This is a genomic window from Geoalkalibacter ferrihydriticus DSM 17813, assembly GCF_000820505.1.
Taxonomy (GTDB): Bacteria; Desulfobacterota; Desulfuromonadia; order Desulfuromonadales; family Geoalkalibacteraceae; genus Geoalkalibacter; species Geoalkalibacter ferrihydriticus.
This window is the reverse complement of the sequence record NZ_JWJD01000002.1, coordinates 190,020-208,885: the sequence shown is the minus strand read 5'-3', so window position 1 is coordinate 208,885 and position 18,866 is coordinate 190,020. Positions and strand designations below refer to the sequence as shown.

20 protein-coding genes and 2 pseudogenes are annotated in these 18,866 nt (G+C 55.3%); 12 read left to right on the top strand and 10 right to left on the bottom strand.

Annotated elements, in window-relative coordinates; genetic code table 11:
• The first annotated feature begins 13 nt into the window (after nucleotides 1–13).
• From GFER_RS07185 to GFER_RS07155, 7 genes are all read left to right on the top strand, one after another.
• On the top strand, nucleotides 14–349 hold the full coding sequence (locus GFER_RS07185; protein WP_040097928.1) for an STAS domain-containing protein: 336 nt from the start codon (nucleotides 14–16) through the stop codon (nucleotides 347–349).
• A gap of 5 nt (nucleotides 350–354) precedes the next feature.
• Entirely contained in the window at nucleotides 355–765 is a 411-nt protein-coding gene (locus tag GFER_RS07180; protein WP_040097926.1) for an ATP-binding protein, read from the top strand.
• A gap of 461 nt (nucleotides 766–1,226) precedes the next feature.
• Entirely contained in the window at nucleotides 1,227–1,565 is a 339-nt protein-coding gene (locus tag GFER_RS07175; protein WP_040097924.1) for a hypothetical protein, read from the top strand.
• Nucleotides 1,566–1,648: 83 nt separating this feature from the next.
• Nucleotides 1,649–2,884 (top strand): NupC/NupG family nucleoside CNT transporter, encoded by a 1,236-nt coding sequence (locus tag GFER_RS07170; protein ID WP_040097923.1) that lies wholly within the window; start codon nucleotides 1,649–1,651, stop codon nucleotides 2,882–2,884.
• Nucleotides 2,885–2,917: 33 nt separating this feature from the next.
• Complete coding sequence (gene preA / locus GFER_RS07165) at nucleotides 2,918–4,114, top strand: NAD-dependent dihydropyrimidine dehydrogenase subunit PreA (RefSeq protein ID WP_040097920.1); 1,197 nt, start codon at nucleotides 2,918–2,920, stop codon at nucleotides 4,112–4,114.
• A gap of 102 nt (nucleotides 4,115–4,216) precedes the next feature.
• The gene (locus GFER_RS07160; protein WP_200889304.1) at nucleotides 4,217–5,521 is read left to right on the top strand and encodes an NRAMP family divalent metal transporter; all 1,305 of its coding nucleotides are present in this window, start codon (nucleotides 4,217–4,219) and stop codon (nucleotides 5,519–5,521) included.
• An 18-nt stretch (nucleotides 5,522–5,539) separates the two neighbouring features.
• Nucleotides 5,540–6,928, top strand: a complete 1,389-nt coding sequence (locus GFER_RS07155; protein ID WP_040097918.1) for a sodium:solute symporter family protein — start codon at nucleotides 5,540–5,542, stop codon at nucleotides 6,926–6,928.
• Here GFER_RS07155 and GFER_RS07150 read toward each other — a convergent pair.
• Nucleotides 6,914–7,180, bottom strand: a complete 267-nt coding sequence (locus GFER_RS07150; protein ID WP_040097915.1) for a hypothetical protein — start codon at nucleotides 7,178–7,180, stop codon at nucleotides 6,914–6,916. The two genes, GFER_RS07155 and GFER_RS07150, sit on opposite strands and share 15 nt — an antisense overlap.
• A 183-nt stretch (nucleotides 7,181–7,363) precedes the next feature.
• Between GFER_RS07150 and GFER_RS07145 the strand changes: the two genes are divergently transcribed.
• Nucleotides 7,364–7,744: an HIT family protein gene (locus GFER_RS07145; RefSeq protein WP_040097912.1), complete on the top strand. Its 381-nt coding sequence runs from the start codon at nucleotides 7,364–7,366 to the stop codon at nucleotides 7,742–7,744.
• On the top strand, nucleotides 7,741–8,721 hold the full coding sequence (locus GFER_RS07140) for an HNH endonuclease (protein WP_040097910.1): 981 nt from the start codon (nucleotides 7,741–7,743) through the stop codon (nucleotides 8,719–8,721). Before GFER_RS07145 ends, GFER_RS07140 begins: the two co-directional genes overlap by 4 nt.
• 162 nt (nucleotides 8,722–8,883) lie before the next feature.
• On the opposite strand, the gene GFER_RS07135 is transcribed toward GFER_RS07140, so the two are convergent.
• From GFER_RS07135 to GFER_RS18630, 4 genes and pseudogenes are all read right to left on the bottom strand, one after another.
• Complete coding sequence (locus GFER_RS07135) at nucleotides 8,884–11,529, bottom strand: chemotaxis protein CheW (protein WP_040097907.1); 2,646 nt, start codon at nucleotides 11,527–11,529, stop codon at nucleotides 8,884–8,886.
• A 580-nt stretch (nucleotides 11,530–12,109) separates the two neighbouring features.
• Nucleotides 12,110–12,628 carry a ribonuclease toxin HepT-like protein gene (locus GFER_RS17585; protein ID WP_052446119.1) on the bottom strand — a complete coding sequence of 173 codons (519 nt, stop codon included), beginning with the start codon at nucleotides 12,626–12,628 and terminating at the stop codon, nucleotides 12,110–12,112.
• Complete coding sequence (locus GFER_RS17580) at nucleotides 12,609–13,118, bottom strand: type II toxin-antitoxin system prevent-host-death family antitoxin (protein ID WP_052446117.1); 510 nt, start codon at nucleotides 13,116–13,118, stop codon at nucleotides 12,609–12,611. Before GFER_RS17580 ends, GFER_RS17585 begins: the two co-directional genes overlap by 20 nt.
• Nucleotides 13,119–13,178: 60 nt before the next feature.
• Nucleotides 13,179–13,292: pseudogene (locus GFER_RS18630) on the bottom strand (transposase); the annotation flags it as partial.
• Nucleotides 13,293–13,371: 79 nt separating this feature from the next.
• Between GFER_RS18630 and GFER_RS07120 the strand changes: the two are divergent.
• Nucleotides 13,372–13,566 (top strand): annotated as a pseudogene (locus GFER_RS07120) (IS110 family transposase); the annotation flags it as partial.
• Nucleotides 13,567–13,790: 224 nt separating this feature from the next.
• Here the strand turns inward: GFER_RS07120 and GFER_RS07115 are convergent.
• Both GFER_RS07115 and GFER_RS07110 read right to left on the bottom strand, forming a co-directional pair.
• Nucleotides 13,791–14,249: a thioredoxin family protein gene (locus GFER_RS07115; protein WP_040097902.1), complete on the bottom strand. Its 459-nt coding sequence runs from the start codon at nucleotides 14,247–14,249 to the stop codon at nucleotides 13,791–13,793.
• Nucleotides 14,250–14,502: 253 nt separating this feature from the next.
• Nucleotides 14,503–15,282, bottom strand: coding sequence for an acetoin reductase (locus GFER_RS07110; RefSeq protein ID WP_040097900.1), 780 nt, complete (start codon nucleotides 15,280–15,282; stop codon nucleotides 14,503–14,505).
• 401 nt (nucleotides 15,283–15,683) lie between these two features.
• Here GFER_RS07110 and GFER_RS07105 point away from each other — a divergent pair, with 401 nt between their 5' ends.
• Complete coding sequence (locus GFER_RS07105; protein ID WP_040097898.1) at nucleotides 15,684–16,130, top strand: hypothetical protein; 447 nt, start codon at nucleotides 15,684–15,686, stop codon at nucleotides 16,128–16,130.
• Between the two features lie 223 nt (nucleotides 16,131–16,353).
• Here the strand turns inward: GFER_RS07105 and GFER_RS07100 are convergent, their stop codons facing one another.
• Complete coding sequence (locus GFER_RS07100) at nucleotides 16,354–17,022, bottom strand: flavodoxin family protein (RefSeq protein WP_040097895.1); 669 nt, start codon at nucleotides 17,020–17,022, stop codon at nucleotides 16,354–16,356.
• Nucleotides 17,023–17,176: 154 nt separating this feature from the next.
• Between GFER_RS07100 and GFER_RS07095 the strand changes: the two genes are divergently transcribed.
• A complete protein-coding gene (locus tag GFER_RS07095) occupies nucleotides 17,177–17,521 on the top strand; it encodes an ArsR/SmtB family transcription factor (protein ID WP_040097893.1) in 345 nt (114 codons plus the stop codon).
• 395 nt (nucleotides 17,522–17,916) lie between these two features.
• Here GFER_RS07095 and GFER_RS07090 read toward each other — a convergent pair whose 3' ends face one another.
• Both GFER_RS07090 and GFER_RS07085 read right to left on the bottom strand, forming a co-directional pair.
• On the bottom strand, nucleotides 17,917–18,216 hold the full coding sequence (locus GFER_RS07090) for a type II toxin-antitoxin system RelE/ParE family toxin (RefSeq protein WP_040097891.1): 300 nt from the start codon (nucleotides 18,214–18,216) through the stop codon (nucleotides 17,917–17,919).
• On the bottom strand, nucleotides 18,213–18,485 hold the full coding sequence (locus tag GFER_RS07085) for a YlcI/YnfO family protein (RefSeq protein WP_040097889.1): 273 nt from the start codon (nucleotides 18,483–18,485) through the stop codon (nucleotides 18,213–18,215). The genes GFER_RS07090 and GFER_RS07085 overlap by 4 nt, the downstream gene beginning before the upstream one ends.
• Nucleotides 18,486–18,866: the final 381 nt, after the last annotated feature.

The window sequence follows — 18,866 nt, the reverse complement described above, 5'->3', positions numbered from 1 at the left end:
AAAGGAGCGAATCATGAATATTGAAACAAAGAAGGAAGCAAACGTCACCGTAGCAACAGTAACCGGCCGCCTTGACGCCGTTACCGCCTCTGTGTATGAAGCGAAAATAAAAGAGCTGATTGCCAACGGCGAAATCGCGCTGATCATCGATTTCGATGGCCTCGACTACATCAGTAGCGCCGGACTACGGGGGTTGCTGACCACCGCCAAGCAACTCAAGGCGAAAGGGGGGCAGGTGCGTTTTGCCAATGTCAAGGGAACCGTCAGGGAGGTTTTTGATATCTCGGGTTTCGGCACGATCTTCCAGATGGATGACTCGGTGGCGGCCTCTTTGGCGGCGTTTTCCTGAACATCATGAAATCAAGCACAAGGAAATATGCGGCTGTCCTTGACAACCTCGCTTCAGCAACCGAGTTTGTCGAGGAGTGCGCCGATGATAGTGGTCTTCCCCAGAAAAAAATATACGCCCTAACGCTGACTCTGGAAGAAGCCTTCGTCAATATCTGCAGTTATGCCTACCCTGACGGGGAAGGGGACGCCGAAATTACGTGCGGGAAAGACGGCGTTGTCTTTGTGCTGGAAATTGCCGACAGCGGAAGCCCGTTTGATGTGTTGTCCCTCCCCGATCCCGATACCAGCCTGGGCATCATGGAGCGGAAAATCGGTGGCCTCGGAGTTCATTTTATTCGGACACTGTCGGATAAGGTCAGTTACCGGCGGGAAAACGGGCGGAATGTGCTACGGATGGAATTCAAAAGTGAGTAGAGGTATTTAGCTCTGTTCATCCGCAGCTAATGGGTATTTTGCCCATCCTTCGTTCTTGGAACATGCCGCTCAATCAAAACCTTCTGCAACTATTTTTGCTATTCCTCCCCCTGCAAGCTGTCCCAACCGGGACAGACTGTCCCTAATAGGACAATCTTTTGTCCACGCCATTGACTAAACTACTGAAATTACTTAGGCCTAATGTTTGGCATAGGTTTCGCTTTACAATGCTTATATCGACTTTTATCGACAGAATTGTCCGAGTTTGGACAGATGGTTTGCTGAAGGTGTCATGTCTCAGGAAGGGGCAGTACGCGAATTGGGATTGTTAGGTTGTGGATCTCATTCAGGTGATCAGGAGCAGTTGAGTCCGTCGGCCATGGCGGTAGTTAAGACTTTCAGTCACAAACCGGTGCGCAACCATTGTAACGGTGCGTTCACGTCTGAGATTGAGGAGCGTTATGTCGTCTAAAATTCCGTTTGCCTATGGGGTTGTTGCCAGAACCACGGTACCGTCTATATCGCCGTCTCTACGCCCGGTGCAGCTGTGTGAGAAAAAGATGGAGGCGATTTATCTTAATCTTCCTATGGCACGCCGTGAGGCAGCCGAGCTTGCTGGCCAGCTTGCGGAGCACGGTTTTCTGTTTTCCAGCGTCATTCCAGAATTGGACAACGGCGATGTCCTCAAACTGCAGTACTTGAACAACGTGCAGATTGATCCGGCAAAGATTGCTGTGGTGTCAGAAACCGCCAGGGATTTGCTGGATTTTATTGTACAACAGTACCGGGAACGAGCATGACAGTCCAGTCCATCTCTAATACGGTGAAAGAGATAGAATTACTGGAATTACTCGATAATTGTCTTTAAACCGGAGACCAATTAATGCCTTTTCAACCCTTTCTAGGCCTCGGCATCTTCATTCTCTTTGCCTGGTTGATCAGTGAACAGCGTCGCCGTTTTCCGGTGAGGCTGGTGATTATTGGTCTGGCATTGCAACTGCTGTTGGCCATTCTATTATTCAATGTTCCATTGTTTCAAAGCCTGTTTCTGGTGCTGAACAAAGTAGTGCTGGCTCTTGAGAGCGCTACGACTGCCGGAACCAGCATGGTCTTCGGCTATCTGGGTGGTGGCAGCTTGCCGTTTGCAGAATCTTTTCCCGGCAGTGCCTATGTCCTCGCTTTTCGCGGTCTGCCACTGGTGCTGCTGATCAGTGCCTTGTCGTCGCTGCTGTTTTACTGGCGCGTGCTGCCGCGCATCGTGCAGGGCTGCTCGTGGTTGCTGCAGAAAAGCATGGGAATTGGCGGGGCCGAAGGTCTGGGCGTGGCGGCAAATATCTTTGTCGGAATGGTCGAGTCGCCGCTGATTATCCGGCCCTATATTCAGCGGATGACGCGCAGTGAGTTGTTTACGTTGATGACCTGCGGCATGGCGACCATTGCCGGGACGGTGATGGTCCTCTACGCCAGCATCCTCAGCCCGGTTTTGCCGGATATCATGGGACATATCCTCATCGCATCGCTGATAAGCGCCCCGGCTTCGGTGGTGATCGCCAAGATTATGGTTCCGGAAACTGAGCAGAGCACCCTCGGCGCACTGCTGCCTGATACCAACACGCGCAGCAGTATGGATGCCATCACCCAGGGCACGGTGCAGGGAGTGCAGTTGCTGATCAATATTGTAGCGATGATTATCGTGATGGTGGCGTTGATTGCTTTAATCAACAGCTTGCTCGGGTTTTTCTTTACAGGGGTGACCTTGCAGGGCCTGCTCGGTTTGGCACTGGCTCCAGTGGTCTGGCTGCTGGGGATTCCGTGGCACGAAGCCCCTGCTGCGGGGGAGCTGTTCGGCACCAAGACAGTGATTAATGAGTTTGTGGCGTATCTGAACATGACCCAATTGTCCGAGGGAACCTTAAGCCAGCGCAGTTTGTACATCATGAGCTATGCCTTGTGCGGCTTCGCCAATCCCGGCAGCCTCGGCATCATGATCGGTGGTATGGGCGCAATGGCCCCGGAGCGTCGCCACGAGATTGTCAGCCTCGGGTTGAAATCGCTCCTCGCCGGAACCCTGGCCACCAGCATGACTGCAGCCATCGCGGCCCTGATGCTGCCATTCTGAGCGGATGTTTTCATCTGTTATGGGAGGAACGATTTGTCTTCTGATCTCTGTACAAGCTACCTGGGTGTTACATTCCGAAACCCCTTTGTCCTGGCCTCGGCTCCACCCACCGCAACCGGTGACATGGTGCGGCGAGCCTTTGATGCGGGCTGGGGTGGGGCGGTGGTTAAAACCCTCATCTTTGAGCCGGTGCGCAACCTGCCTAACCGTTTTGCCGTCATCAAAAACGGCAATCGGATAACCGGCTTTGAAAACTTGGAGCTCTTAAGTGAGCAGTCGCCTGATCAGTGGTTTAGCGACATTGCCGCCATCAAGGCGGATTTTCCCGATTGCCCGATTATCGGCAGCATCATGGGTGCTGCCGATTCGCCCGAGCAGTGGTTGTCGCTGGCGCGCGGCTGTCAGGATGCCGGGGCTGATCTGCTGGAGCTGAACTTCTCCTGCCCCCACGGCTACCCGGAACGGGGGCGCGGAGCGGCCATCGGCCAGAACCCGGACATTGCTGCTCGGATAACCGGTTGGCTGACGAATGATAAACAAATAACCCTGCCGATCATCCCAAAGCTGACTTCTGCGGTGGCCGATATCCGGCATATCGCCGAAGAACTGGCACAGTCCGGTGCGCACGGTTTCTGCGCCATTAATACCATCCCTTCGTTCTTTGGTTTTGATCTGACAACGCTGCGACCAAAACCTGATATTGGCGGCATGACCAGTTATGGTGGCTATTCTGGACCGGGCATCAAACCGATTGCGTTACGGGCAGTCAGTGAAATCTGCCAGTCGCCCGGCCTGCCGGTTATGGCCAGCGGTGGCATTGCCAACGGTTTTGATGCGGCAGAATTCATGCTGCTGGGTGCACCGGTGGTACAGGTGGGTACTGAAGCCATGTTGCAAGGATTTGGGCTGGTAGACCAGATGCAGCAGGAATTACGGGAGTTCATGGGGTGGCACGGTTTCGCAGCACCGGCCGATTTTATCCGATGCTGCCGTGATACGGCGGTTAGCTTTGAAAAATTGTCCGGTAACAACGGCTGCCGCCCACAGCTGCTGGCAGAGCGTTGCACCAGTTGCGGCGGCTGTCACACCGCCTGTCGTGACGGCGGCTATCAGGCCATTCGTCGGCATGGCGGCCTGCCGGAGATTGATCAGACAATTTGCACCGGATGTTCGCTCTGCAGTCATGTCTGCCCGACCGGAGCGATCAGGATGAAAGGTGTATCCGGATGATGACCGATTTTATTGCCGAACGGCCGGATCTATGGAATGAGGATATCGGGATATGAAAATGCTTAGTGGAAATTCGGTGGTGCGGCAGAAAGTAAATGCGACATGGATAAGCAGGTTACGGTAATGGGGGAGAAGACGCTCTCAATGGGGGAACAAGACGCTGCGCGCAGCACCCTATGGAAGGCGCTCGGACCCGGTATCCTGATCGCCTGCGCAGCGGTAGGCGGTTCCCATCTGGTATGGTCAACGCGCGCCGGGGCGGATTACGGTTGGAGTCTGGTCGGCCTTATTCTGATCGCCAACCTGCTTAAGTTTCCCTTTTTTCTCTATGGTCAGCGCTATACTGCCGCCACTGGCGAAAGCCTGCTGGCGGGCTATCGCCGCCAGGGGCTAGCTTTTGTCTATGCCTTCCTGCTGATTAATATCCTGACCGGGACCATCAATATCGCCGGGGTGGCGATGCTCAGCGGCGCTTTGTTCGCGGGCTACGGGGTCGGATCACTGACAGTGCCGCAACTCGGCACCATCGTTCTCGTTCTCTGCGCCTTACTGCTGCTGATAGGGCGCTACCGCTTTCTTGATACGGCGGCGAAGGTGATTGTCGTTCTCCTCGCCATCAGCACGGTGGCGGCGGTAGCGCTTGCCTATGGCAACCGGCTACCCTCTCCGGCCGCGTTCGTCGCCCCCAGCCCGTGGAGTTGGGGCAGTATCGCCTTTCTGGTCATGTTGATGGGTTGGATGCCGGCCCCGGTGGATCTCTCGGCGTGGTCTTCATTGTGGATGTTCAGTCGTCGGGAGCAGACAGGGCACTTCGCAACCGTTCGGGAGTCGAACATCGATTTTTATCTCGGTTACGGCTCGGCTGTTGTACTGGCAGTGCTGTTTATGGCGCTTGGGGCGCTGGTCATGTTTGGCTCGGGCGTATCTTTCGACAAGGGCGGTATCGCCTTTTCTAACCAACTGGTCAACCTCTACACTGCCAACATCGGCGAGTGGTCACGCCCGCTCATCCTCACCGCTGCCTTCGTAACCATGTTCAGCACCACGCTGACGTCCATGGACGGTTATCCGCGTTCACTTGCGGCCTGTTGTGTGCTCATCGGCGAGCTGGACACGCGTCGCTTCCAGCAGATCCAACATCTGTGGCTTCTTTTTTCGGCGCTGGCCGGCGCACTGGTGATGCTGTGCTTCGTCGACAATCTGCTCCAGTTGCTCTCCTTTGCCGCCATTATCTCGTTCCTCACGTCGCCGGTCCTCGCCTATATCAACTATCGGGTGATGAACGGGGACAACGTGCCCGCTGAGTACCGCCCGGGAGCGTGGTTGAGGCTGCTGAGCTGGTCAGGAATGCTGTTCTTCACCCTTATGAGCCTGGGCTATCTCTACGTGACTTTTATCCGCAACTAATCACATCAAGGAACTGCTATGCAAAACATCATTATCTTTTCTTATCTGCTCGCGGTGCTGCTGGTTGGGTTGTGGGCCGGCCGCAACATCAAAAACATGAAGGAGTACGCCGTAGCCGGACGCTCCTTCGGCACGTTGATCATTTTCGCCACTCTTTCGGCTTCGTTCATCGGCGGCGGCTTCTCCATGGGCAATGCCGAAAAGGTATTTCTGGTGGGCATCGCCAACATCGTCGCCCTGTGGGGCTTCAGCCTTAAAGAAATACTGGTGGCGAGATTCATCGCTCCCCGTATTCACAACTATGCGGAGGCGATCTCGGTTGGTGATATCATGGAGCCTGCCTACGGCCGCGAGGCGCGACTGTTCAGCGGCCTGTTCGGGGTCATCCTCTGTGCCGGCATCCTCGGTGCTCAGGTGGGTGCCATCGGCTACGTTTTCAACCTCTTCCTGGGGATTGAGCGGGAGTGGGGCATCCTGCTCGGCTGCAGTATCCTTATTCTCTACGCCACCATTGGCGGCATGCGCGCGGTGGTGTGGACCGATGTCGTCCAGTTTATTGTGCTGGCAGTGGGTATCCCGCTGGTACTCTATATGGGGATTCGCCATGTCGGCGGCTGGGAGGCGGTGACCATGGCAGTGCCGGCAACCCATCTTAGTTTGCCCAGTGAGCCGCTGGCGCTGATCGCCCTTGGCTCGCTTTTTTTGACCTTCCTGCTGGGCGAGAGTCTGGTGCCACCTTACGTACAACGGCTGCTTATCGGCAAGGGGTCGCGTGAGGTCGCGCGCGGGACAATGATGAGCGGCTTGTTCTCCATCCCTTTCTTCGCTGTTACCGGTCTGATCGGCTTGGTGGCCCTGGCCATCGACCCGACCATCGATGCCAACCTGGCCATGCCCTTCGTTATCCGTGAGTCGCTGCCGCTCTTGCTGCAAGGGGTGGTGGTGGCCGCCGTTATCTCTATCATCATGTCTTCGGCCGACTCGTTCCTCAACGCCGCCGCCATTGCCTTCAGTAACGACATCGTCAAGCCGTTGCGGCGGACGCCGCTCACGGTCGCGGGTGAGCTGCGCCTGGCGCGCGGCATCACCCTGTTGGTGGGGGTCATGGCAGTAGGGTTTGCCATCTCCATCAAGAGTGTTTTGGATATCCTCATCTACTCTTACAACTTCTGGGCTCCGACGGTGCTGGTCCCGCTGGCAGCGGCACTGCTTGGCCTGGCAGTAAGCCGGCGCCGTTTTTTTGCCGGGGCGGCCGCTGGTGTGATCGGGGTGCTGGCGTGGAACTATTTGCTCGGCTCTCCCTTTGGCATTGACGGGCTGGTGGTGGGGACTTTGGCTAACCTGATCGCGTTCTTCGCCACTGATCGTCAAGGCGCTGTCAGTCAATTCGAGTCAAAGGACAATTGAAGCGCTGCGGTTGACGGGGAAGAAACAACGGGCGAACTTTATGCTGGCATCGCCTTTGATACGCTGCTTTCCGTGGCGATCGACATAACGCCCCGTCGCTCTGACGACGCGGCGAACCCTGATGGTTTTGTCGTTGCCGTCCTCGTCCTGGCAGATCCGTTCGACGGTCTCCGTCATGATGGCGACCCGGCAGGTCTCATCCTGATGAACCGTCTTGCCGTGATAAAACACCTCGGTCGCTTTGATCGGCACATCGGTTTTGCGAGGATTCCATTTGACGATAAAGTCGACGGCGTCTGCGTCTGGGGTCGGACCAAAGCAACTGCTTGAATTCGCAAGAAAAAACCCAAAAATCCCCCTTGAAAAGAGGCTTATAGACCGATTTTTAAGGGCAAAATGGCGACTCTAAATCGCTGAATGCAATGAGTGCAAGTCATGACCACCTGCCCCTTCTGTAAGCCAGATGCCTCCAGAACAATCCTCACCAGCGCCCATGCATGGGCAATCTCCGACGCCTACCCCGTCACCCCCGGCCACACCCTCATCATCCCAAAGCGCCACATCGCCTCGTTCTTCGAAGCTACCAGGGAAGAGCAGCGCGCCATGCTCGACCTGCTTGATAAGACGCGTCGGCTGCTGCTCAGTGAGCGCAACCCGGACGGCTTTAGCATCGGCATCAACGACGGCACCGCCGCCGGCCAGACGGTGATGCACCTGCACATCCACCTGATGCCCCGCTATCAAGGCGATATGCCGGATCCGCGCGGCGGGGTGCGGTGGATTTTTCCCGACAAGGCGGCATACTGGAACACATGACTACCCTTGAAACCCACATCAAACATTTCACCACCCTCAACCGCGCCCCCGGTGCGATCTGGACCGACGCGACCAAACGCAAGGCACCGCACAAACCCATCCTCCTGCTGGCGGTGCTCGACCTGGTTCATCGCGGCGTCATCATCACGCCCTTTATCGCCGTCACCGATGATCTGGTGGAACTCAACGAGCTCTTCAATCTCTACTGGCGGCGCATCATACCCTTGGGCCAGACCAGCAGCATCGCCTTCCCCTTTTCGCGCCTTTCCCGCGAACCCTTCTGGCAATTGGTGCCCCAGGCAGGCAAGAAAATCACACCGGCGGGCATCAACAATACCTCCTCCGTGAGCTATCTGCGCAAATACGCGCTGGGCGCCAAGCTTGACGAAGATCTGTTCCAGATCATGCTGAGTGGGGAGGGGAGAGAGGCGTTGCGTGAAGCGCTGCTTCTCTCCTGTTTTTCGCCTGAAGCAGCGGCGCTGCTGCGCGAGCAGTCGCTTATCAATCGAGAAGCTTTTGATTACAGCCGACTGTTGGAAGAAAAAGCTCATCTGCCGCTGGTGCAGGACATCGTCGAAGCCGCCAGCTTTCGCCCGGCGGCTCGGGACCAGGGATTCCGGTGGCTGGTGGTGAAAACCTATGATCATCGCTGCGCCCTGTGCGGCATCCGCATCGTCACACCAGACGGCCACACCGTGGTGGAAGCCGCCCATATCATGCCCTGGAGCAAAACCCGCAACGACGACATCCGCAACGGCCTGGCTCTGTGCCGCACCTGCCATTGGGGTTTTGACGAAGGTATGCTCGGCGTGTCGGGCAGTTACACGGTCATCACCGCCCGCACCCTGGCCACTGATCCCAACGTCCCCGGCCTGCTGTCGATGCTCTCGGGTCGCGGTATCATCCCGCCTGCGGAGCGCGATCACTGGCCGGCGCAGGAATTTCTCGGCGAACATCGACGGGCGTGGCGGCTCTGACCTCTCAATCCCCCCTATGCAACAGGGGGGAGGCAAGTATCTCGCTCTTCCCCCTGTGACGCAGCCGGAGGGCAGCCGACGCTGCGAAGAGGCGGCGGGCAAGGAGTTGGGGGCACAATTCTCTGTTGATCTTAAGCGCCGCCTGGCGACTGCATGCCTGGATCAGCGGCGTTTACCGATTAAGGTCTTTACCAACTTGGTCGGATCCAAGACCACCAGCAGATCCTTCTGCCCGGATTGGACGGTTGGCTTGATGGTGCATTCCACATAACTTTCCTGGGTGTCGAAAACATTTCTGCTGCTGTCGACCCGGTCGAGGGCGACCCGGGGGATTTCACCCAGGGCATCGACGACCAGGCCGATCCAGTCTCCATCCTCGGTTTCCACGACCACGATCGGCCCATTGGGGTCAAAGATTTCCTTGGGCAGGCGCAGTTGGGTGCGGATGTCGATGATGGTGAGGACCTTGTTGTTGTGCAGCAGTTTTCCGATCACGTATTCCTGGGTTCCCGGAATGCTCGTGATGCCGTCGGAATTGATCGCCTCTCTCACCTTGCCGGCATTGATGCCGAGCCACTTGTTGCCGATATAGAAGGTGGCCAGTTCGATGCAGTCCGGTCCGCTGTCGCGGCTGTTGGCGACACCCACCCCCATTTCCCGGCGGCGCTGCGTGCGTTTTTTCTGGTCGGCGATCTCGGCCAGGGGGACGAAAACCATGCCGATGACATCGTTCTCATAGCCGTCATTGACCTTGTATTCGCGATAACCGGCGCTGGTGCGAGAACCCACGGCGTAATAGTAGCCATGCAATTCGATGATCTTGGACGTCCCTTCCCCCTTCGGCAGGTTGAAAAAGTTCGCATCGATGTCAAGCACGGTGCCGACTTTGAACCGCTCATCCGTTGAGCTGATGATTCTCTTTTTGCGGTCGGCAAAAATGCCGAAACAGCCATTCAAGACACCGCCCTTTTCACTGCGGGGCAGGGAGTCTAGCAACATTTCCCTGAATTGCGGCTCGCTGTCGAAGACGATCCCGATGCCGCCAACACAGTGCTTTTCATCCTGCAGGTCGGTGATGGCGGCGCCATAGATGTAGGTGTGCCGGTCGTCATATAAGGGGGTGGCCCGGAATGGGGAAACGCTGTAGGCCTGCGAGTCCTTCAAGGCCAGGGTTTCGCGGACCCAGTCGTCGCTCAGGGTGGCGTCGACGATCCGGGCATCGGATGGGCTGGATACAGCGAGAATTTTTCCTCCCGCATCGTAGACGAACAGGTTGGTGTAAACCGTATAGAGGCCGTTGATGTACGCCAGAATTGAGGCAATCTCCTCCGTTTCCTGCGTTGAAATTTGGCTCTGAGCGAGAATCTTGCGGAATGCCGAGGTTAGAGCCCACCAGCGGCAGTCGTTGGCCCGCTCGTAGAGGTTGCGATCCATGATGTCCACGGCCAGCGCCGCCTGGAACTCGACATCGTTGAGGATGCCGCTGACCACCGTTTCATGCAGATTGCCGATGGATTGCTCGAAGACCATCTTGGTGCGGGCGCCGGCGTCGGAGATGTTCCACAGCAGCACCTTGCTCTGCGCGTCACTCTCGCGCACGTTACCGTTCCAAACCGTTCGCTCAAGCTCGTGCTGGATTTGGTCGGCCTGGATGGGGATGGAGCGCAGGTCTTCGGAGAACAGCCGGGGGTCGCTCATGACCGCATCGAGAATGCCCTGATCGACCCGCTGCCGCAGGTCGGAGGAATGGGATTTGTCGAAGGCGTGCTCCAGGGGAATCATCACATGTCCGTACCAGCCGAGGCCGTAAAATCCCTGGTATCCTTTGGTGGCGCAGGTTTTGGCCAGGTATTGTCGTCCGGCGAACTGGGTGACCTTGAATTCCGCCTCCAGGTCGAACTCCATGACCGCGCCGAGGGGAATATGGAATGTGTCACTGCTGGCGATAACCCGCCCCTTTTTGTCGAGCAGGCTCATGACCGACCAGTCCCCTTCGCCGCCCAGGTTCTTGAACACGCCTTGCATTTCGTTTTCGAAGCGGAAGCACAGGCAGAGGACTCCCAGGGGTGCGGAGTCGGGATCATTGCTTTCGGTGACCCGGTAGGCGTAAATCAGCGATTCACTTTCCGATTCGAGCAGATCGCTGTGGCGGAAGATTTCCACGTAGTCCGCGTTGGTGGACAGGGCTTCCTTGATCAAGGGATCCGCTGATTGGCGGATGTTGTTGTCGGAGTCCAACTGAACCAGAACGTTTCCGCAGGTGTCAAGCAGGATGATATTGAAATAGACCGAGTACTTGGCCACGTATTCCTGAAAACGGGCGACCATTTTGGCTACCTTGTCGGCATGGTCGCTCAGACTGGCGTCGAGACCGCTGATATGGAGTTCATCGCTGTCGCTTTCCTGGAACACGTCCATCTGGTTGTTGAGCGCGATGAAGGCCTTGAGGAATTCCCGAATGTCGTCGTCGGTGGCCAGAAAGCCGATATCGGCTGTGCGTTCGAAAAGGTTGCGGATGACGATGTCGACGGCCACCTGGGCTTTGCTGCCGATTTCCTGGACGGTCTTTTTCAGGGTTTCCATCCCTAGCTGCCCGAGCAGTTCCGCAGTGAGCCGCTGGAATCCCAGGCGGGTGCCGCTCATGTCCATGCCGGTGCCGCTGATCTGTCCCAAGATAGTCAACAGGTCCCACTGGTTGCCGAGGTTCCTGAGCTCTTCGCGGTAGCCTTCCACATCCGACATGTGGTTGATCAAACCGAGCAGTTGCTTAGGCACTTTCACATCCTTGTAGTGCGCTTCCTTCGACATCAATTAATCCCTTCCTTGAAATATCCCCGCCATCCCCAGGGACCAAACAAAAAAACCCCTGAAGACCAATGTCCCCAGGGGCGCCGTTGCCAAGCCTCAAGCACATCATTGTGCCGATAGCTAATTTGTGAGTTTTAAAAAACAGTAACTAATAAAGCAAGAAACATGCCTGTATGCCTGGGGCGTTGCGAAGAGGAGGATATCCGTCGAATTAGGCGGGAATCTGCCAAGATTTCGGTTTTATGAACAACCGGATTAGTGAAAAAATAGCCTTGTGAATGATTGAAGTAGGTCAAAAAACAGCCAAATTCAGCAGGCTGCCAGCGCTTTGACAGAGAGAGGCCTTCGGGCGTAATTGGCCGATGATCCTAGGCGCCGCATGGCGGCCGCGTGGCTGCAGCCGGGGGTTTGAACCCCCGGTGAGGTGCCCCGCCTGGGGTCGGACCAAAGAAAGTAGTTGACCTTCCTTCAATTATCCTCACAAAAGAAAGGCCTCAGCACGACTTATAGCCCGATTTTCGAGACAGAAACTGTTCAACCTCCGATGCTGTCCTCCGTGGCCTCTGGCAAGCGGGCGTTTCTAACGCGCGTCGGGTGGCCTGATGCCGATGATTTCCAGCGCCGGATCATCCTCCATGATTCGGGCGAATGTGATCAACTCTGCGGCGACGCGGGCGGTGCAGTCTCGTGTAAGGTTGGCGTTTTCAATGACCTTGTCGACGTATAGGACATGGGGGTAGTTTTTGCGCACCACATGGCGAAAGCCGAGGAGTTCGGCGAGCTGGCCCGCGGTGTGCGCGGAAAGGACGGCCGGGCGGCGGCCGGGGCAGGGGTTTTCGAGGCGTTCGAGCAGGTCGCGATGCCAGTTGCCGCTTTCCGTGAAGGGTCCGTCGATTTCCGCGACGATTTTGACAAAAATATCCTCCAGGCCGGAATAAACATGCTCGATGCTTGAAGAAAGGGCGGTGAGGGCCTTGCGGTGTTCGAAGTGGTCTTCGGCGCGGCTCAGAGCCGGGTCGCTGATGGCCTGTTCCACATAAGCGATTTCGCGCCAAATGTTGCGAAACTTGTTGGCGACATCAAACCAGATCGGATCCATCTCTTGCCTCGTCCAGAAGTTTGGCGCGCCATTGCGGATCTTCAATCTCATCCAGGTACAGCACATGGAAGGAAATGTCCCTGTCGATCAATTTTTCGATCTCCCCTTCAACGCAATAGCGCCGGTTTTCGGGGATCGACAGAATCAGGAAATCGACATCGGAATGCAGGCGAAAGCGATTGCGCACCAGGGAGCCGACCACTGCGGCCTTTGCGCCCAGGGATTCAAGGTAAGCCAGCACGCGCCTTGCACCGGCAAGCGCCTTGGCCTTGCGTTGGTTCAGATCCTCCGCGCGCAGTTGTTTCAGGGTGGGATAGGCATTCAGCGTGGTGCTTTGCGCTTCTTCAAGGCGCTGCATGTCCTCGGCGCCAATGAGGTAGGCCACCGGTTTGCCATGCCTGGTCAGAGCGATCCGTTCGCGATTGTAACGCACCGCGCCGGCCAGATCGGAAATTTTTGCTCGTGCCTCGGTCAAAGGGATTTCACGCATTTTTTTCTCCTGTCCACCCTTTCTATTTTGTACATAATTTACGTTTTGTCAATTTCCTTTTTGTAAGCCTATGCCCGCGCAGAGCACCAGAGCAGAATGTCCATCGGGGAAGGCGCCAACCACCCTGGTTCTCCGCCGGATCTCCCTCATGATGCGCTCCAGGCCATTGATACTAGTGCAGGCCCCCTCCTAGACACCGGACAACCCGGTATCCTTTGAGAAACCCAAAACCTCAAAGAAAGGAGCCTGCACCATGAAACTCTACACCAAGCAGCATCCGCATTATTGCGGCGTCGATCTGCATGCCGACGCCATGTATGTCTGCATCCTCAATGCAACAGGCGAGGTGGTGGTCCATCAGAACATCCCCACTCGCCCCAAGGCGTTTCTGCGTCTGATCAAACCCTATCGCGCCAATCTCGTGGTCGGATGCGAGTGCATGTTCACCTGATACTGGCTGGCCGATCTGTGCGCCGACGAAGGGATTGATTTCGTCCTGGCATTGGTCATAACAACAATGGCCCATCCAGAGAGGAAGGGCCATTGTTGCCTGTTACAGATGGTGTTCAATAAGACGGCGGATTTTGACTGTGAATTTCTTCGTTTTACGTCATGTACACCCTTGCAGATGGTGCAAGGCAAAGTGCATCTTGAACTATTTGTAGCAGTAGTCTACTTTTTCAGCAATCGGTACGGATCGGCTCTGGTAAGCCATGGGCTATCGGGATAGTCGGCTGCCAACCGGTCGAAAATACCTATCAGGTTGGCCGCGTCGTGCGTTTCGATGTAGCGGGAGACACCGTCGAGATAGACCGCCTCCGGAGCCAGGCTGCTGGCCGGGTAGCTGGCCCGGATCTGTTCAAAGTAGGCACACGCCGCGGAGCGATCCGGCCGATTGAAACTCGCCTTGCCCATCCCCATTAGCAGCGCCGGGATCAGCTCATCCGGAGGATAGAATCCCAGCGTCCGGTAATGTTCAATCCCGTCGGCATCCAGGATCAGCAGGGTCGGAGTCCATTTAACTTTGAAGCGCGGTCCCAGCTCGGGGTCATCTGCGGGGATGCGCAAGGGGATCATGTTGTTGGTGACGAAATCAACAACCGCAGGGTCAGGGAACGCGACCGCGTTCATCTGTTTGCAGCCAATTCAGCTGGGGTTGAAAAAATCAACGAGCACCAGTTTATTGTCAGCTTTGGCTTGTGCCAACCCGTCTGCGAATGAAGTAACCCAGGAAATCTCTGACATGATCGTTCTCCTTTCTGATGGTTAGTGTTGTTTGTAACCTATGATAACTGCAATTTTGAGCATCGTTTTCGCCTTGGATAGTTTCTCGTCACAAATGCGGTGTCAACGGAAGTCGTTTTACAGAACGCAGTAATCAAACTCAACGATAAACAAGACCGCCGTCAATCAGGGGAGCTTGTCCCGTCATGTAGTCTGAATCGGGGCCGGCCAGGTAGGAAACGAAAGCCGCCACGTCTTCGGGCGTTTGCGCGCGACCCAGTGCGATGCCGCCGACGAACTTATCGTAGCTCTCGCCGATTTTAGCGCCAGTGATTTCGGCCATGCGCCGATCGATTTCCACCCACATATCGGTGCCGACCACACCGGGGCAGTAAGCATTGACCGTGATGCCGTCGCTCGCAAATTCTTTGGCCGCCGCCTGCGTCAGGGCACGCACAGCGAATTTGGTAGCCGAATAAACGCCCAGCAAAGGAAATCCTTCGTGGCCCGCGATGGACGATGCGCTGATGATTTTGCCTTTCTGTCCGCGCTCCTTGAATTTCGCCGCTGCCGCCTGGATACCCCACAAAACGCCCTCGACGTTCACCTTGAAGGTTTTCTCGACTTCGGCAGGCGTAACCTCGGCGATGGATTGGATGTTGGCGATACCGGCATTGTTGACGATGATGTCGAAACCTCCAAGCTCTTTTTCGGTGTGATCGATGGCGGCATATACATCGTCGCGCTTCGACACATCGGCCTTGAACGTCGTCGCCTTGCGACCCATCGCCCGCACTTCAGCCACGACCGCCTGCATTTTCTCATCGTTGATGTCGACAATGGCGATGTCGGCGCCATCCCTTGCCAGCCGCAACGCAATTGCGCGGCCAATACCTTGTCCCGCGCCCGTTACCAGGGCGACTTTCCCATCAATGCTCATGGCCGCTCTCCTTTTCAGCTTAATGTAGGGTACAAGTAACAAGATCCCTTCTTAACTGTGTGTGTAACTATATAATTGACCATGAGATATTCAAGGCTGCTATTTTTGAAAACCTACTCTTCCGCAAATCCTGCTACTCCTGCATAAGCAGGAAATCCCGCTCTGATCGCCAGGCGGGATTTTCGTGTTCTTATGGTCGTGATTTCTTGGACTGCTCAGATCTGGTTCCGCCCCCCGTCATCTTTGGAGAAGTTTCTATTGGGTTTCCGACTGAAAACTCCGAATCACTTCTGTCGGATAGATTTGGAGTTATGCTCGGCTCAAAATCTCTGGTTGGCAGAAAAATGGATTCTGGTCATAATACATCTGAGTAAAGACCTTTCTCTGATATACGTGACCCTATGACTCAGTCGGCTATACCTTGGCAACATCTCTCCGAACCATCTCGCAAGCGCCTGATCTGGTGGCTCTGGCTACTCACCTGGTTGCTTTTGCTCGGCGGCCTCCTCTATCCCTATTTCTACCAAGGAGTGGTACTCCTCTCGGCTCTCCACGCTCTTCTGTTTCTCTGGTTGTTCCGCTTCCGAGTTGATCCCTTTCCGGTACAAGTTCGCCTCGCCTATCTGCTCTGGGTTGCGATCGGCACATATGTCTCCGGCATGATTATTCTGATGTACATCACCACGGTCGGCTTGGCGGCCAACCTGTTTTTCAATTATTGTCCGCTTGCGCGACTGATGCACTTGATGCCCTGGAACCGCACCGAGGCCCTTTCCCTGGCGTTTCTCAAGCGCGTGTTTCTTAGTCCACCTTCCAAGGGCAGGTTCATCCCACGGAAAAATGGATAAACGACCGGCGCCAATAATGTGTCTCTTATGTCAAATTCAGAAAAAAAAGGGCCATTCCGATCCGAACTTTTGCCAGTTGGAGCAGGGGATTGTCTCCCCCTTGGACATTGTTCAAACATTTTTCACACTTCCGTAGGCAAAAAGCTGATGGCCGACGCCTCTATAGATCGGTGACCGATCTCCAGAGGCGTCGGCGGGCTCCCGCCTGGATAAGCTCTTTTTCTCATGGGACTGACACATCCACCTTCGCGGTGGCCGTAAGTCTGGCTCCTAACTCAAATGCACTCCTACAGTCCTGCGGGAAGACCTCCTCGCGCCGCTTCTTCTTGACCTCTGCGTCAAAGCAGGTTGAAAGGTATTTCGAATAGTCGCTGAACTGGTAAGTGTCCGTACACAGGAGGAGATTGCAGTTCCCAAAAATTCGACTCAGATACCCCTGCGAGGCGGCGAAGATCTTGTCGTAATTGTAGTTAGGCAAGTCTTTTTCGGCGATATTCATCGTATAGACCAGTCCAATCCGGAGCTTCCCAGGAAAAATAGACGCATAGCCGGGTGTGTAGGTGAGAAACGGAAAGAGAAGGCGCTCCAGAAACGACCTCATTTCACCCGTTTCAGCACCGAAGTACACGGGGGTTCCCAAGATGAGGATGTCCGCCTCCGAGGCTTTCTTCAGAATGGATGTCAGGCCGTCGTTGACTGCACACCGGCCATAACTCTGGCCGCCTATTTTCTTGCAGGCAAAGCAACTGACGCATCCTTTGAAAACATGATCATAGAGATGCACCAACTCGGTTTCCGCCCCATCCTTGGCGGCGCCCGCCAGTGCATGCTCAAGCAAGCTTGCGGTATTCCAATTCTTTCTGGGGCTACCATTAATTGCAATTGCTCTCATGTGTTCTCCTCGTGCGTAAGGATGATCGACATCCGAAGGGCTCCCCCCATCGGATGGTTCGAATATTCTCGAACTGTTCGGTTCGAGATTATTCGACCCGTATTGTTTAGTCAATCATATTTTTGTAAGATGGCCTGTGGAATGGAGGAACAGCATGGCAGCGAGAAATATCGAACAGGAGCAACCGTCGCGCGACGGGATTACTCTGCATAAAGTGCTGCACGCGCTAAGTGACCCGGTGCGACTGGAGATAGTGCTTAAACTCGCCGGCGCCGGCGAAATCGCATGCGGGTGCTTCGGATTGGCTATGCCGAAATCTTCTTTATCCCACCATTTCAAGGTCCTGAGGCGTTCCGGGGTACTGGCCACAAGGCGTGAAGGCAAGGAGTGGGTCAACAGCCTGCGAAGAGAAGATCTTGATGCACTGTTCCCGGGAGTTCTCGACTCCATCATCGCCGCGGAGCGTGCGGGGCGAGCGTCGGAGGTCGGACGCAAGTAAATGGGTCTGCCGCAGTGGCTTTGGCTCTGTCTCGTTGTCTGCACGACCATGTAGGCGGTCCGATTCCATGAAGAACATTTTGCTGTTACTCGTAAGGTTCGCGGGCCTTTGAACCGGAGACAGAGCCTCACAAGTCATCCTGTGTTCCTGAAGGCGCCCAACGAGCATCGCCTCCGAAGGTTCCCACAAATCCTCCCTTATCAGGCAGGAGCAAACGATATCCTCCAGCGTCGTTAAAAAAATCGCGCATTATCAGAAAAAACACAGCCCCGGAGATCGAGGGCTTTTTCTGGATGATCGAAGCGGGAGCTTCGGTCGGAGGGAACAGCGACTGAGCGTCAAGCGGGGAGGGCAGGCAACGAAATGTGGGTAAGCCACGGATGGATATATTAGAATTAGTGGTAATCTTCTTCGCGTTGATGGCGGACGGCAAGGATGGTCACGGTTTTTTCATCCTCTATTTCAAAGAGAACGACATACCCACCGGCACCAAAAGAGATTATCATTTCCCGCAAAAAGGGGTTCTCAGGGGTCGCTTTGCGACAGGTGAAAGGAAAATCCTGCAGAAAATCCATTCCCTTCCGGATGGCCTCAAGGGCTCTGCGTGCGGCCTGAAGGTCCTTTCCCAAGAGAAAATCATAGAGACGCAAAAAATCTTTCTTGGCAGCCTTGGTATAGCGTACTTTATAATTCACTTGCGGGCTTTAGCTTCGGCCTGGGCAAGCATGTCGCTCATTTCATCCAAGACATTCTCGGCCGCGAAATACTCTCCGGTTTTTCGTGCTTCATCGCGTAAGGTCAAGCCTCTGGCGATAAACTCTTGCTGCATTTTTCGGTGCTCGATGCTGGCACGTAGAGATTTTTCCATGAAACTCGATAAGGTTTCACCATTGTGCAAAACACTTTCGACCTCATGGCGCAACTCTGGATCAACCCGAAGGGATGGCAATGTGGCTGTTTTCATGCGCTAACTCCTTGCGTTGCATTTGCAATACATTTTAAAATGTTTTGCAGGTGAAAGCAAGCCCGGGCTACCCAGAGTGTCGTGACATGTTCGCAGTAGTACGCGTATTCAGTGGCGGGATCTCCCCATATCGGCCACAGCCACGCCAGATCCGTATATAGGTGGCACGTGTCCTTCATTGATTTCCTCCTGCCGAACCGGTTGAGATAACCGGCGGCGACGAGATACTCGCACACCACCGGCTTATTCAAAATTATTGCAGAACCAGAAGGAACATTCTGCATTCCGCCTGTCAAGCCCCAAAATTATTCTCCCAAAATTACTAAACAAAAACCCCAAAGCAAAGGAGAGTTGAGATGCTGATGACGATTGTATACTGTG